The sequence below is a fragment of the Treponema sp. OMZ 305 genome, assembly GCF_024181325.1.
Taxonomy (GTDB): Bacteria; Spirochaetota; Spirochaetia; order Treponematales; family Treponemataceae; genus Treponema.
Genome location: NZ_CP051300.1, coordinates 731,182 through 744,842, shown reverse-complemented (window position 1 = coordinate 744,842; position 13,661 = coordinate 731,182). Strand labels below are relative to the sequence as shown.

Here is a 13,661-nt window from a genome sequence, read left to right as displayed (position 1 = left end):
CATGCGGAGCGGCGTTGTCTGTATTATCGGACGCCCCTCCGCCGGAAAGTCAACATTTCTAAACAGCGTCTGCGGCGGAACGGTATCGATTGTTTCTGCGCTGCCGCAGACCACGCGCAGCTCCGTCCGCGGTATCCTTACGGCGGAGCAGGGGCAGATTATCTTTATTGATACGCCCGGTTATCATATCAGTGAAAAAAAAATAAACCGCCGTATGCAGCTCATTGCGGAAAACCGTCTGCAAGAGGCGGAGGCGATTTTGTATCTTATCGATGCGGCGCGTCCGTTCGGCGAAGAAGAGCTGGCTATCTGTGCATTGCTGAAAAATAAACAAGATCGCTTGATTGCCGGTATTAATAAAACCGACAGTCCCGCTGCGCGTCCCGGGCAAACCCATATCAGCTTGATGCAGGCCTTACCCGATCTACCGCAAGAGCGGATTTTCGAGCTGTCCGCACAGGAAAAGACGGGGCTTGAACCCGTGCTTGCCGCGTTGTTTTCTCTTCTGCCCGAAGGTGAGCTTTTGTATCCCGAAGACTTTTATACCGACCAGCCGGTTGATTTCCGTATTGCCGAAATTATTCGCGGCCAAGCTATCGGCCGTCTCTACGAAGAAATTCCCCATGCGCTGTATGTTGATATTCAGGATATGGAAATGAAAAAGAACGGCAAGGAGCTTTTTGTCCGCGCTTTTCTGTGTGTAGAGCGGGAAAGTCAAAAGCCTATGGTTATCGGAAAGGGCGCGGCACTGATTAAAGCAATCAGAGTAGAATCCCAAAAAGAACTGCGGAAAATCTTCCCCTATCGTGTGCAGCTTGATTTACAGGTACGCGTCGATAAAAATTGGCGCCAAAAAGATCGTGTTTTGCAAGCTGTATTGCAGGAATAGGATGCTTTATGGTCTTTGCAATAATTTTTCCAATACTTTCTCAAGTTTTTTAAAATCATTGCATCGTTTTTTGAGATTACTACTACAATTAGGCTTTTGAACCAAACAATACAATTTATTTGCTTTTTTTACGATTGCTTCTTGATGTTTACGGCACCATTCAATTTCTTTTATGCACAATTTTTTATAATTTGCTTGAGATCGAGAATCTTTTACATTCGGCTTCAAATCAATTTTTGTAATAAATTTATCATCAATAGGAATCATATTGTTAAAGTTCAAAACACTTATGAGTTGTTCATCGTCAAAGATACGGGTAAAGTCTACATCATTCTTGTGCATCTTATGTTTTTCTTTTGCTGAATCCAATGGTACACAATATTTATATTCATTACAAATAATAATAATTCCTACAAAAGGACGATTACTTTTATGAATTTGAAGGGAAATTGACTGAACACGATCATCGACCTTATGTAAATTTCGCACATATTTCATATCTATAAAATATAAATTCAGTCTTTCTTGTTTCATATTTACCTATAAAAAAAGCCGTATCAGCTAACTGAACGGCTTTATCGATTCCACTTAACGGTAGGACTCACCGCATTTCTAAAGTTCCCACTCTCAGTAGGGTACACTGCGTTTAAGGATTCCACTTAACGGTAGGACTCACCATTAATTACAATATAATACAAAAAATAGTTAAAGTCAAGAAAGTGTATTATACACGGGTATCAATTTTTAGGCAGTTTAGCCTACAAGGCTGCTACAATCTGTTTTGCAGGAATAGTACCACTTTTGAAAATAGACTTTTCGTTAGCCTTTTGAAAATAGACGCTGCAGATACGAGGCACGAGCACAAATTAATCGCAGGCGTATCTTTGATACGTTGAGAATTAATTTGTGTGCAGTAACGAAGTAGATGCACCGTATATTTTCAAAAAGGACTTCGCAGCTTTTTTATAATCAGCACCAGCAACAGCATAAAAACCGAAATAAGTGCGGTAAAGCCGCCGGGGGCGACGTTTAAATAGTACGAACAGATAAGCCCGAGCATAATATCCGCGATACCGAAACAGATTGAAAAAAACACCGTCCGCTTAAAGCCTGTGTGCAGCTGTAGCGCGGCTGCAACCGGCAAGGCAATCATCGAACTTAATACGAGAATCCCCACTATCTTAATGGAAACGGCGATTGTCGCTGCCACTAAAATTGAGAAAATATAATTGATTGTCTTTACGCGGATTCCGATGATATATGCGATGTCCTCATCAAGCGTTATATATAGCAGCTTATGGTACAGCACCGCCAATGCGGCAACGGCAAAACAGCTCAATACAATAACGGTGATAACGTCGGAGACTGAAACCGTTAAGATGCTTCCGAACAAATAGGCTTCGGCATTAGTGCGTATCAACCCTGAACTCATTAGGGTGATGGCAATACCGACGCTGAGCGAAAGAACGATGGAAAGGATGAGGTCGCTGTATTCTTTAAAGTAATTGCGTAGCGCTTCGATGAGCGCTCCCGCCGCCGAGGTAAAGGTAAACGCGCCGATGATGGGGTTAACGCCGGTAACCAGCCCGAGCGTAATCCCTGTCAGCGAGGCGTGCGCAAGGGTGTCGCCAATAAGCGAATACCGCCGCAAAACAAGGAAAATACCGATTAATGGGCAGAGAATGCCGATAAAGAATGACACAATAAAGGCGTTCTGCATAAAAGCGTATTTCAACATAGCGGCTATACTATCAGATTTTAGGCAGAAAGGCTATCAGGGTTCTTCCCAAGAATATAACGACTATTTCAGAAAATTGGAATATTCGGTGCAAAGGATAATCTCTGAGCAAAACAGTGAAAAACACGGCGGTTTACATAAGTGAATCTTAGTCGTTTCGCTACTGCTTTTCAAACAGCAACGCCGTATCGATATTGAAAATCATAACGGCAGTTTTAGCCTTTGCATAGCGGACTTCCGCTTTTTTGTACTCAAGTTCAGCTTGTAGACTTTCCACCTTGCTGATAACACCGTTGCGGTACCATTGAGCGTGGTCATCGGCATTTTGCTTATAGATGCTCAATTCATCCGCCGTTGCCGTTTGCTGCCATGTCATCTGTTCATTCGATGTGTTATTAGTATGGAGTTGTTTTTGATAGTGTTCCTTCGCATCTTCAATTTTAAGCCGTTCAATCGCATCTTCAAGCTCGGCATTTTTTTTATCGAGTTTCCGATACTGAATTGAAAAAGGATTCCAACTAAACGAAAGTTTAAGCGCCGTATTTTTAGGATCCGCAAGCGGAACCTCGACACCGGTATACGCCTTTCCGCCGGGGAATTGCATACTCAATCCGCCTAAGACGGAATGTTCATTTTTTGCAGAACCGCTGCCGATTTTCGTATTGCGCAATTTATAACCGGCATCGGCGCCGATGGAAAACGGAGACAGTTCAATATTCCGTTTCGCTGCATTTTGAGTATGCCGTTGCTCCGCTTCAACAAGTTTTTTATAAGCAGCTTGAGGATACTGCTCGATATCCGCTGCCTTTTGTACGGGGATGGAATTCCATAGCGACGTTAAAAACATTTGAGGTGCCTCATCGGTTGTAAGACCGCAGCTTTCCGCAAAAGCATGGTATGACGCCGAAAAGTTAAAATCCGCATTTTGATGTTCCCGTTTTGCACCCAATAGCTCTAAATGAGCTGTACGCATTTTCGTTGAGTTTTCGGCATAACCTTGAGCCTTTGTTTGATTGTATTGAATCTCCGCTTTTACTTCGCTCAGTTCTTTATCAAGCAGTGTTGTATAATCGTCCAAAAGCCGTTGGATATCTTGAAGGAATTGCTTTTCAGCAAGCGCCAAACCTTCTTCTTTTGCCCGCCTCGCTTGATCTGCTACGGTTTGTGCAAGATTGAACGAATATTTTTTCGCTTCTGCATTTTTGGAATAAATATCGGTAGACACGGAAACCTCGGCGCCGGTTTCTTGCCGCTGCCCTACTTTACTGTACGGTACGCTCAGTTTTATGCTTGTATTATTGTACGAAGGTAATGCGATATTCGCATACGGCGCAGTGGTAACACCTCGTTTGTCCGCATCGGTGTTAAGAACGAACTGTGTATTTCCGCTGCCGACTTCCATCGTTACTAACGATTCGGTTTTTGCTTTTTCCGCTTTATTGGCCGCAATATCCGCCTGCATTTGCAGCTGCCGGTAATTGCTGTCATGTTCAACACGATACCGTAAGAGCTTTTGATACACCGAATCTTGCGGCATCCCCGTTTCCGTTTGAGCAAAAAGAACAAAGGCTGCGGATAACCATACCGTTATACAAGCAATCTTTTTCATAGAGTCGGATAACTCCTTGCAAACTGTTTTAAGCATCTTCTAAAAACCGGAATTCTTAGAGGTTCTCTGTTATAATTTTTGAGAAAATATTTCGGCGATAGCCTCGACAAAGCACCTGTCGGCATCAGTAAAATGATCGCATTCGGAAGCATCAAGATCAATCACACCGAATAAAATACCGTTGTGAATAATCGGTACAACTAATTCACTTTTACTTGCCGCATCGCAGGCGATATGTCCGGGAAAAGCGTGTACATCCGGCACCATGATACTTTTCCGATTGACCGCACAATGCCCGCAGACACCTTTTCCATAACCAATGCGATAGCAAGCCGGTCGGCCTTGAAATGGCCCCAGAACCAATTCATCACCTTTCATTTGATAAAACCCCGCCCAATTTAAGCCGGAAATATTTTCCATGATAAACGCGCTGGTATTTGCCATTACCGCAATAACATCGGTTTCGCTTTCGATTAATGCACGATATTGAGCTAATTTTTCTTTCATTTTTCGCTCCTACTTTTATCTTTAACTAAGATCAACAACCCGTTTTTAATGCTGCCTGTGGTGTTTCTTTAAACGTTAAAATACTATTTATAATATAATATATTGTCAAGTATAATATTTATAGTATACAGGGCAATCGAATCCGATGCAGCGGTTTGTTCCTCCTTAATGATAAAATGAAAAACCGATTATGCGACGTAAGGTTTCAAGTATGTAGGGCAACCGCATCAGGACAAATATGATACGACTCCCTGCCATTTGCGAAAAATTTTTTAAAATTTTTCGCACTTTGTTTTAAAAGTCGGACAAACACATCAGGCGGGTAAATATAAATCGCAAAATCAGGAGGTTGGGCAAGCATTTGAACCGCGGAGAGGTTCAACTCTGCTTGAACAGCCTCCTGATTTTGCGGGGATATTCAAAAAATGTCTGATGCGTTTGCCCGAAAAATTCCAGTTATTCACGGTTGACATTTTTCGGGTTCTATGTGCATAATACTATTATGTTACCGCACGCTTACGTTGAAGCAAATCTTGCCCGTCATGCAGCCCCTTGTTTAGCAGGAATTAAACCGGCGAATCTTGTGTCGTTTCCAAGCGCCGATATTCAATGGTGTGATACCTATAACGCGATACTGAATGAGCAAGGAATATATTTTACCCCACTTTGCGTATGCGAAAACCGCGCTCAAATATTAGTATATCGGAAGGATTTGCTCGCTCGCCTTTGTTTTCAACCTTCAGTGACCATGGTGCTGCAATCTTTCGGATATCGGCCGGAAAGCGGGCTTGAAGCAATTATTATGCGGTTAAAGGATCGAATGTCTGTTTTAAGAGGAGCACGAAACAGGCATTGCAGAGACAGCTTTCCGCACGAAATCGGGTTTTTTTTAGGTTATCCTGCAGATGATGTAATGCAGTATGTAAAAACAGGAGGCCGAAATTGTTTGCTGTGCGGATACTGGAAGGTATACAGCAATCCCGAAAAAGCATTACAAGTGTTCCACCAGTATACGGAATGTAAAGAGCGTTTTGCTTTACAGATAAAAAGCGGCATGACTATCTTTGAGATTGTTTGTGCAGCTTAATGACAGAATAATACTTCTATTATTCTCATCACACTTTATAAGGAGTTTGCTATGGCAAAAGTTGCAGTAGTATTTTGGAGCGGAACCGGTCATACCGAAAAGATGGCCCATTGTATTATGGACGGACTGAAAGCAGGCGGAGCAGATGCTGAATTATTCCCCGTTGCTCAGTTCAGTGCGGATAAATTGGACAGCTATGATAAAATCGCATTCGGATGCCCTGCGATGGGTGCTGAAGAGCTGGAACCGGATGAATTTGAACCGTTCTTTGCATCAATCGAAAATAAACTTTCAGGGCGCAAAATTGCACTGTTCGGATCCTATGAATGGGCGGACGGCGAATGGATGCAGACATGGGTAGAACGTGCAAAAAGAGATGGAGCCGATGTGTTTGAAGAAGGTCTCATCGCTTATGACGATCCCGATGAAGAAGCACAGAAAAAATGTAAAGAATTCGGTGAGCGATTCGCAAAATAACCGTCAAACACGGTAATGGACGGCACAAAGAACGTATCTTTGTGCCGTTTTTTATTCGTGCGGAGAGTTTAATACCTGCCGTCCTCGGCAACGCTCTGCGTCGGGGTTGTTGATTTCATAATATAGGTTTTAAGCGGAGGAAAGCCGTTAAATTCTACGGATGCATAGCTGGCCGTATAGGCGCCTGCAGTGAGAAAATACACCCTATCTCCCGGCTTGAGATTGATTGGAAGTTGATATTTATATTTTTCATACATAATATCCATACTGTCGCAAGTCGGCCCCGCAAGAATCACTTCGCCGCGCTTGCTGCAATTTGAATCCTTTGACGTTACAATAGGATACTTAATACTTTCGTTGAGTGTTTCCGCCAATCCGTTAAAGACCCCTGCATCAACATAGACCCAGCGATGCAGGGCTGTATTATTTTTCCTCGAAACAGTGATAACTTCGGCAACAAGAACGCCGGCATCACCTACCATTGATCTTCCCGGTTCAAGGATGATCCGCGGACGTTCATCTCCGAAATCGTCGTCAAGATAACGGTTAATTTCGCTCGCATATTCGGAAAGCTCATTGGTCGGTACTATATATGAAGCAGGAAAACCGCCGCCCATATTGATCATCTTGAGTTCGATATCTTCTTCTTCTTCAAGCGAGCTCATCAAATACTTTGTTTTTGCAATCGCATCGTCCCATTGCCCGATATCCCGTTGCTGACTACCGACATGGAATGAAATACCATACGGGACAAGCCCAAGCTCTTTCGCCAAAATACAAAGGTCATAAGCCATATCAGGATGGCAGCCGAACTTACGGGAAAGCGGCCAGTCGGCGCTATTGGTGTTTTCAACCAAGATGCGGACATAGACATGCGATTGAGGGGCGTACTTTGCAATATTTTTTAAATCTTCTTTACTGTCGGTAACAAATAACCGGACGCCTTTTTCATAAAAGTAGGCAATATCTTTTGCTTTTTTAATCGTATTTCCGTAGGTAAGCCGGTCAGGACTGATTCCCAAAGCGAGAATCTTATCAAGCTCATACCGCGAAGCAATATCGAAATTAGCTCCCAACTCGATAAGAAGCTTTAAAATTTCTTCGTGAGGATTAGCTTTCACTGCATAGTAAATGTCTGCGGTAGAAAAGAACTTTTTTAGTTCGAGGTAATTTTTTTTAATTCGATCCAAATTGATAACAACACAGGGCGTTTCGAGTTTTTCGGAAAACTGCACCAGCTTTTTCCACTCTGTTTCGCTGAGATAATCGGTTACATTCATGCCCGCCTCCGGATGCGTCTATGGGAGTATGGTGGTATTGATAGCTTTAGCTATAAAGAAATATTACCATAATCATATTGTTTTTATCTGTCAACAAATGAATAAGAAACAGTATAACCGATTTTTCCTATTTTTAAAGAGAAAAAGTCGAAAATTATCGGCAATTTCGAAAAAAAAGAGCGATTCTTACAACAAAGCTAAAATATGTTTCATAATGACACACGTTTTGTTTCTTATTGGAAATATTGATACAATATGGCATATAAAATGACACAATGCATCACGAAAAGAGATTAAGCGGCGGCTCAACCGGAACCTTAGTCCAAAAAAACGGTGGAAATAATCCGATTTAAACCTTTTTTAACCGAAAATTGCGCGGTATACACTGAATTATTGAGCAAAAAGAGCCATATACACCGAATTTCTTCAGGATCTAACTTGGCACGCTTGTTGCTTAATAATAAGTGAAGTTGAAAAACTTCAAGGGCTTTCTAAAAGCCCTACTATTATAAAGCCTTTTGGAGGAAAACTATGAACTCATTAAGTATTTTTAATCCCTTATTTGCGGACTCTGTGCTTGACTCTTTAAATCACGACAACCCTCATTTCGGAGTTTTCAGTCCGTTGGCAAATGCGAATTATCCGACTGTTGATGTGCGCGAAACAAGCGGCGCCTATATTATGGATATTGATCTTCCCGGTTATACGGAAAAGGATGTTACCATTCACTTAAAAGAACGTGTTTTGACGGTTGCTTCCAATCATGAGGAAACAAAAGAGACGGAAGAAAAGCCTAACGGAGAACAATTCCTTATCCGCGAACGCACACAGCGCCGCTTTGTCAGACGTTTTACCCTGCCTGAAGATATCGACCAAGACAAGGTTGAAGCGGCCTTTAAAAACGGCGTATTAACCGTCACCATACCTCGTAAGGAGCTTGCTCCCCGTCGGCAGATTGCCATAAAGTCAAACTAAGAGATTTCCGATCAATCTGAATCAAGATTGACCGAAGTCGCAGAAACTAAGCGAAAAGCCCTCTGCATGATAATTATGCGGAGGGCTTTTTTGTTATCAATATGTGGCATCATATTATCTCGTAAGTCAATTTACACCACGGATGATGTAAATTGACGATGTCGCTTATTAACGTATGCACGTTCTGTACATCAATACAGCAGTTTCCAAAGTTCACACTTTGTTCAACTGTTGCATTTTAAGGTGCTATCTGTGCGATTTAGAACTCGTCGACCTGTTCGGCAACGAAGTCATCGAACAGGTTTATTGTCCGTTTGCCGGAAAAAGAAATAAATGATATAATGGTATAGGTAAATTTGTAAAAAACCGGGTTGTTAATTTTTCAGTATTTCCTGTACAAGTTTGATTGGAGGTTGTTATGAACGAATTTAACGGCGTAGCCGATACAATGCTTATACCGATGGCTGCGCGGATTTATGCATCTAAACAGTTCCCTGAATATTTTTATGATGAAACAGCTTTATCGTTGGAATCAAAAATTCCGGCAGGTACATTTGAACGGATTTGGAAATCGTCGTCCCAATATACGATGCTTGCTTCAGTCGCCCGCTATTATAATTTTGACGAAATGATAAAAAATTTTTATGCCAAGCATGAAAAATGTAACATCGTCAATCTCGGAGCTGGATTGGAAACGGCTGCGTTTAGATTATCTGAAATTAAAGCTCCTTTTTACGAAATCGACTTACCCGAAGTGATAACCTTGCGTAAAAATATTTTGGCTACACGAGAAAACGAAACACTGATCGGCGCAGATATTTTTAAACTGGAGTGGATGGAAGGTATCGATAGCTCTATCCCGACCTTGCTGATTGTATCCGGCGTCTTTCAGTATTTCCGCGAAGAAAAAGTTCTTGCCTTTTTATCGGCGCTTAAGGAGCGATTCCCAAAGGGTGAATTAATTTTTGATGCGACAAATGCAATCGGTATAAAGTATGCCAATAAGTATGTACAAAAAACAGGTAACACTTCGGCACAGATGTATTTTTATGTGGATGACGGTTCTGCCTTTGCGCGAAAATGCGGGATGGAACTTATAGAGCAGCGTACCTTTTACACCACCGCGCGGAAGATGCTGAAACGTAAATTAAAACTGTATACCCGTATCGCGATGAAAGTGTGCGATGATGGAGGCCGAACTATTATTTTGCATTTAAAACTGAATTAAGCGGATACGGTAATTACTTCCTGACAGCTAGATTTACCGTTTTAGGGATGTCCTATAAACTTTAGCTTTAACATACTTCCGGCTTGACAAAATATGATACGGCATATACCCTTTTTACTAGGAATATAATTCTTAAAGGAGAAGATATGAGAAAAGAGTTCCGTATTACGGCGTTGGTAGTAGGTATCCTTTCTATTATTGCAGGTATCTATATGTTCGTCAGCCCGATTACCAGCTTGGTATCGCTTTCGTTTTTTTTCGCAGTGGTTATGTTTATAAACGGCGTTTATGAAATTATCCATTATTTTGCAGACAAAGAAGATCATATCTTGATTGTTTTGCTGAACGGTATTCTCACCATTCTGCTTTCAATTCTCGTACTGTCCAGTCCTTTGTTTGCAGCTGCAACATTTATTCCGTATCTTTTTGCCTGTTGGATATTATTCAGCGGTATTACACGTTTTGTTATCAGTTTTAAAATCCGCTACATAACCAGAAGAGGCGGTTTTTATTTACTATTAGTCGGCATACTGGGTATCATCTGCGGAATCGTTATGCTTATGCATCCGCTCTTTACCAGCCTGTTCGTCGCCTACCTGATCGGCTTCGACTTTATCTATCACGGTATTATCAGCATCGTTTTATTCTTTAGAGGACGATAACCGGATTGAGAGCTGTTGCTCAAAGTTTCTAGAGGTTTCGTTTAATATTTTTAACTTACGCGGTTACCCTTAGGGAAGTGCTGATTCATTCGCATTCGAATTAATCAGTGTTTCCTTAACAGATAACCGCACTTAGTTCGTTACTTTACGTATCAGCTACTTTAACGCTTTGTGGCAGAACCACCAGTCAAAGCCCTCGTATTCCTTGAGCCGCTTTTCGGCATCTTTTACGTTAGAAGCAGGCGGTATAATCACGTGATCTTTAATTAAGCCGTTTTCGGGCCAGTTGGCAGGCAGCGCTACATCTTCTTTGTCGGAAATCTGCAAAGCCTTTACCGCGCGCAGGATTTCTTTCATGTTTCTGCCGATTTCCTGCGGATAATACAGTACCAACCGGAGTTTTCCCTCGGGATCAACGATGAATACGGCACGAACGGTGTTTGTTCCTTTACCGGGATGCAGCAGACCAAGCGCATTTGCGATAGAATCATTTGCGGCAATAACGGGGAAGGTAATCTGTACATTGAGCTTGTTTTTCATCCATTCAATCCATTTAATATGGCTGAATACCTGATCGACGGAAAGACCGACTAATTTTACGCCGAGTTTTTCAAATTCGGGCATCAATTCCTGAAAACCGACAAACTCTGTTGTGCATACAGGGGTAAAATCGGCAGGATGGCTGAACACGATAAACCACGAACCTTTCATATCTGCCGGTAATGTCATCGGTCCTTGTGTGGTTTGCACTTGTAAAGTGGGAAATGCATCGCCTAAGAGCGGCATGTTAATTCTTTCGTCCATAAGTATCTCCTTGAATCTTAGTAATGATTCTTAATATATCATAGTTTTTAAAAAAAATCAAGCGCTTCCTATCTTTTTGTTTCTTTTAGCTCTCATTTACCGACGTTTTGTAGATCGTTTTGTAAATGAATTCCTGCTCCGCCTCTGCTTTGCTCCATAGCGCCCTATATTATTGAATGTATTTCAGTATATACTGAACTTATGTGGAAATTATTTGCATTCCTTTCGGCGGTGTTTGCCGCTTTTACGTCGATTTTTGCAAAATATGGTATGAAAAGCATCGACTCAACGCTTGCAACGGCGATAAGAACCGTTGTGGTGCTTGTGCTGGCGTGGGGAATTATTTTTGCAAACGGGAACATCAAAGGTATAAAGGATTTAACAGTCGCTAATTGGGTGTTTCTTGTTCTTTCGGGGCTTGCAACCGGTGCGTCATGGCTATGCTATTTTAAGGCGATACAAATCGGCGAAGTGTCGCGCGTTGCGCCAATCGATAAGCTGAGCGTTGTCTTTACGCTGATTCTGTCGTGCCTTATCTTGCATGAAAAGATAACGATGAAAACCGCCCTCGGCAGCGTACTCATCACCGTAGGCTCCCTGCTGTTTTTGTAGCAGGGTACCCGCATCAGGTCTCCTTATTTGGCGGGGAGATTAAAAAGAGAGCTGATGCGTTCCCTGAACACCTGTTCTCTTGTAGTTTTTTTGCCGTTATGCGATGATAGCGCCCTAATGATCGATATTTATACTGAAATCCGCAAGCGGTACGGAAACGTTCGGCGCGCCCGCGGTTACTATTTATACACGGAAAAGAATGTCCGGCTGCTCGACCTGTGGCTTGACGGAGGAAAGGCTATTTTAGGCCGAAGAACAGGACAAGCGAATCTGGTTTGTAAGCAATTTCTGGATAAGGGACTCACCGGCTTTTTGCCGACCAAGGCCGATGCTCAACTACGGCGTGCGTTGGAAGCCCTGCTGCCGGATTATCCCGTTATCCGCTGGTATGAAACGCAGGATAAGGCGGAACGGATAGCCGGTTCTGTGCTATATGCCGGTCGAACCGATGCGGTACAGCCGCTGCCGGTATGGCGGCCGTTTTTAGACTTTGATCCCGCTTCCGATTCTAAGGAGCCGATAGCCGATAGTCTCATGCTGGTAACGCCCGCCTATCCGGTACCGTGCGGCATTATCGCTGCGGGAAGTCGATTTGAAGAACGCTTGCCTCCTTCTGATATACTGTTTCCGCCGCTTGCGTACAGCCTTGCGCGGGCATTTTTCGATTTGAAGCGTAAGATGGAAGAACTTCAACTCAAAGAAATTAAACTCGATGAGCTCAAACTAGCAGACGAGCACCATTCGGGGGCGGCAGGACGCAGCGCAAGGGTAAGCCGTATAATAGTAAAGAAACGGCAGGCGGCGCTCAATCGAAAAGCCGAAGCGGTGCGCCTCGTCCCCAGTATATGGACACAAAAAGGCTGGTATCTCTTCCCTCATATTCCCGAAGCCGAATACCCTGCGCTCTTTTCGCAGGCGCTTGATGCCCACGTATTAATCTCTCCCGAATACGGCACCCCTTCCATTTTACCCGATTGCGAAAGCTACGCAGAATTAATCCGATTTTTAAAATTGAGGAATGAGAGGAATGCTTGATGAAAAAAACGCCCTTTACGCTGATTTATGCCGATGAAGATATGATTGCGGTGAATAAAGCCGCCGGTCTTTTAGTTGCTGCCGACCGTTGGGATAGTGAAGCCCCGCGGCTCGACCTGCTCATTCAAAAACAGCTACCGCAGATTGCACCGCTGTGTCAAAAACTCTATGCTGTGCACCGGATTGATAAAGACACCTCCGGCATCTTGCTCTATGCCCTCAATGCGGAAGCGCACCGTGCGTTGAACGCCGCATTTCAAGATAGAGAAATAAAGAAAATCTACCGGCTGTTGATTCACGGGCGGGTACCGGAAGAACAGTTTACCGTTGACCTGCCGCTGCGTGCCGACGGGGATGCACTACACCGTACCGTTGTGGATAAACGGCGCGGCAAAGATGCGATAACGCACTTTACGGTGCTGGAAACCTTTCGGCAATTCTCCCTGCTTGAAGCTCGTCCCATTACCGGCAGAACGCACCAGATTAGGGCTCACCTAGCAGCAGCCGGTTATCCGATTGTCTGCGATTCCCTTTACGGCAGCGGCAAACCGGTGCTTCTTTCCAAGCTCAAGCAGCGATGGCGCGGTGATGTGTATACGGAACAGCCGCTTATCCGGCGGCTTGCACTGCATGCCTATCAATTGGAAGGCAAGCATCCTCGGACGAGCGAACCTTTCTCCTTTACTGCGGAATACGCGAAGGATTTTAAGAGTACGGTGCATCAGCTTCAAAAGCTGTAAGGGGGTGCAGCTATTATC

15 protein-coding genes are annotated in these 13,661 nt (G+C 43.3%); 9 read left to right on the top strand and 6 right to left on the bottom strand.

Annotated elements, in window-relative coordinates; genetic code table 11:
• Position 1: 1 nt before the first annotated feature.
• Positions 2–889 (top strand): GTPase Era, encoded by an 888-nt coding sequence (era, locus tag ABK01_RS03365; protein ID WP_253676582.1) that lies wholly within the window; start codon positions 2–4, stop codon positions 887–889.
• Positions 890–895: 6 nt separating this feature from the next.
• On the opposite strand, the gene ABK01_RS03360 is transcribed toward era, so the two are convergent.
• The 4 genes from ABK01_RS03360 to ABK01_RS03345 all read right to left on the bottom strand — a co-directional run bounded on the left by ABK01_RS03360 (position 896) and on the right by ABK01_RS03345 (position 4,743).
• Positions 896–1,423, bottom strand: a complete 528-nt coding sequence (locus tag ABK01_RS03360) for a type III toxin-antitoxin system ToxN/AbiQ family toxin (RefSeq protein ID WP_253676238.1) — start codon at positions 1,421–1,423, stop codon at positions 896–898.
• A 406-nt stretch (positions 1,424–1,829) separates the two neighbouring features.
• Positions 1,830–2,627: a metal ABC transporter permease gene (locus ABK01_RS03355; RefSeq protein WP_253676237.1), complete on the bottom strand. Its 798-nt coding sequence runs from the start codon at positions 2,625–2,627 to the stop codon at positions 1,830–1,832.
• Positions 2,628–2,787: 160 nt separating this feature from the next.
• A complete protein-coding gene (locus ABK01_RS03350) occupies positions 2,788–4,236 on the bottom strand; it encodes a hypothetical protein (RefSeq protein ID WP_253676236.1) in 1,449 nt (482 codons plus the stop codon).
• A 69-nt stretch (positions 4,237–4,305) separates the two neighbouring features.
• Positions 4,306–4,743: a GAF domain-containing protein gene (locus tag ABK01_RS03345; protein ID WP_253676235.1), complete on the bottom strand. Its 438-nt coding sequence runs from the start codon at positions 4,741–4,743 to the stop codon at positions 4,306–4,308.
• A 502-nt stretch (positions 4,744–5,245) separates the two neighbouring features.
• On the opposite strand from ABK01_RS03345, the gene ABK01_RS03340 reads away from it, so the two are divergent.
• A complete protein-coding gene (locus ABK01_RS03340) occupies positions 5,246–5,830 on the top strand; it encodes a DUF3793 family protein (RefSeq protein WP_253676234.1) in 585 nt (194 codons plus the stop codon).
• Between the two features lie 51 nt (positions 5,831–5,881).
• Positions 5,882–6,307 carry a flavodoxin gene (locus tag ABK01_RS03335; RefSeq protein ID WP_212566057.1) on the top strand — a complete coding sequence of 142 codons (426 nt, stop codon included), beginning with the start codon at positions 5,882–5,884 and terminating at the stop codon, positions 6,305–6,307.
• Between the two features lie 68 nt (positions 6,308–6,375).
• On the opposite strand, the gene ABK01_RS03330 is transcribed toward ABK01_RS03335, so the two are convergent.
• A complete protein-coding gene (locus ABK01_RS03330; RefSeq protein WP_253676233.1) occupies positions 6,376–7,587 on the bottom strand; it encodes a type III PLP-dependent enzyme in 1,212 nt (403 codons plus the stop codon).
• A gap of 531 nt (positions 7,588–8,118) precedes the next feature.
• On the opposite strand from ABK01_RS03330, the gene ABK01_RS03325 reads away from it, so the two are divergent.
• The 3 genes from ABK01_RS03325 to ABK01_RS03315 all read left to right on the top strand — a co-directional run bounded on the left by ABK01_RS03325 (position 8,119) and on the right by ABK01_RS03315 (position 10,452).
• Entirely contained in the window at positions 8,119–8,562 is a 444-nt protein-coding gene (locus ABK01_RS03325) for an Hsp20/alpha crystallin family protein (protein WP_212566055.1), read from the top strand.
• Between the two features lie 418 nt (positions 8,563–8,980).
• Positions 8,981–9,790 (top strand): class I SAM-dependent methyltransferase, encoded by an 810-nt coding sequence (locus ABK01_RS03320; protein ID WP_212566054.1) that lies wholly within the window; start codon positions 8,981–8,983, stop codon positions 9,788–9,790.
• A gap of 146 nt (positions 9,791–9,936) precedes the next feature.
• The gene (locus tag ABK01_RS03315) at positions 9,937–10,452 is read left to right on the top strand and encodes an HdeD family acid-resistance protein (RefSeq protein WP_212566053.1); all 516 of its coding nucleotides are present in this window, start codon (positions 9,937–9,939) and stop codon (positions 10,450–10,452) included.
• A gap of 156 nt (positions 10,453–10,608) precedes the next feature.
• Here the strand turns inward: ABK01_RS03315 and ABK01_RS03310 are convergent, their stop codons facing one another.
• On the bottom strand, positions 10,609–11,256 hold the full coding sequence (locus ABK01_RS03310) for a peroxiredoxin (protein WP_212566052.1): 648 nt from the start codon (positions 11,254–11,256) through the stop codon (positions 10,609–10,611).
• A gap of 201 nt (positions 11,257–11,457) precedes the next feature.
• Between ABK01_RS03310 and ABK01_RS03305 the strand changes: the two genes are divergently transcribed.
• The 3 genes from ABK01_RS03305 (at position 11,458) to ABK01_RS03295 (ending at position 13,643) form a co-directional block, all read left to right on the top strand.
• A complete protein-coding gene (locus tag ABK01_RS03305; protein WP_253676232.1) occupies positions 11,458–11,868 on the top strand; it encodes an EamA family transporter in 411 nt (136 codons plus the stop codon).
• A 117-nt stretch (positions 11,869–11,985) separates the two neighbouring features.
• Positions 11,986–12,903, top strand: a complete 918-nt coding sequence (locus ABK01_RS03300; RefSeq protein WP_253676231.1) for a hypothetical protein — start codon at positions 11,986–11,988, stop codon at positions 12,901–12,903.
• Complete coding sequence (locus ABK01_RS03295; RefSeq protein ID WP_212566049.1) at positions 12,903–13,643, top strand: RluA family pseudouridine synthase; 741 nt, start codon at positions 12,903–12,905, stop codon at positions 13,641–13,643. Before ABK01_RS03300 ends, ABK01_RS03295 begins: the two co-directional genes overlap by 1 nt.
• Positions 13,644–13,661: the final 18 nt, after the last annotated feature.

Bases quoted from the DNA above. Each gene is read 5' to 3' on its own strand.
- era (WP_253676582.1), top strand. From the start codon at position 2: ATGCGGAGCGGCGTTGTCTGTATTATCGGACGCCCCTCCGCCGGAAAG.
- ABK01_RS03360 (WP_253676238.1), bottom strand. From the start codon at position 1,423: ATGAAACAAGAAAGACTGAATTTATATTTTATAGATATGAAATATGTG.
- ABK01_RS03355 (WP_253676237.1), bottom strand. From the start codon at position 2,627: ATGTTGAAATACGCTTTTATGCAGAACGCCTTTATTGTGTCATTCTTT.
- ABK01_RS03350 (WP_253676236.1), bottom strand. From the start codon at position 4,236: ATGAAAAAGATTGCTTGTATAACGGTATGGTTATCCGCAGCCTTTGTT.
- ABK01_RS03345 (WP_253676235.1), bottom strand. From the start codon at position 4,743: ATGAAAGAAAAATTAGCTCAATATCGTGCATTAATCGAAAGCGAAACC.
- ABK01_RS03340 (WP_253676234.1), top strand. From the start codon at position 5,246: ATGTTACCGCACGCTTACGTTGAAGCAAATCTTGCCCGTCATGCAGCC.
- ABK01_RS03335 (WP_212566057.1), top strand. From the start codon at position 5,882: ATGGCAAAAGTTGCAGTAGTATTTTGGAGCGGAACCGGTCATACCGAA.
- ABK01_RS03330 (WP_253676233.1), bottom strand. From the start codon at position 7,587: ATGAATGTAACCGATTATCTCAGCGAAACAGAGTGGAAAAAGCTGGTG.
- ABK01_RS03325 (WP_212566055.1), top strand. From the start codon at position 8,119: ATGAACTCATTAAGTATTTTTAATCCCTTATTTGCGGACTCTGTGCTT.
- ABK01_RS03320 (WP_212566054.1), top strand. From the start codon at position 8,981: ATGAACGAATTTAACGGCGTAGCCGATACAATGCTTATACCGATGGCT.
- ABK01_RS03315 (WP_212566053.1), top strand. From the start codon at position 9,937: ATGAGAAAAGAGTTCCGTATTACGGCGTTGGTAGTAGGTATCCTTTCT.
- ABK01_RS03310 (WP_212566052.1), bottom strand. From the start codon at position 11,256: ATGGACGAAAGAATTAACATGCCGCTCTTAGGCGATGCATTTCCCACT.
- ABK01_RS03305 (WP_253676232.1), top strand. From the start codon at position 11,458: ATGTGGAAATTATTTGCATTCCTTTCGGCGGTGTTTGCCGCTTTTACG.
- ABK01_RS03300 (WP_253676231.1), top strand. From the start codon at position 11,986: ATGATCGATATTTATACTGAAATCCGCAAGCGGTACGGAAACGTTCGG.
- ABK01_RS03295 (WP_212566049.1), top strand. From the start codon at position 12,903: ATGAAAAAAACGCCCTTTACGCTGATTTATGCCGATGAAGATATGATT.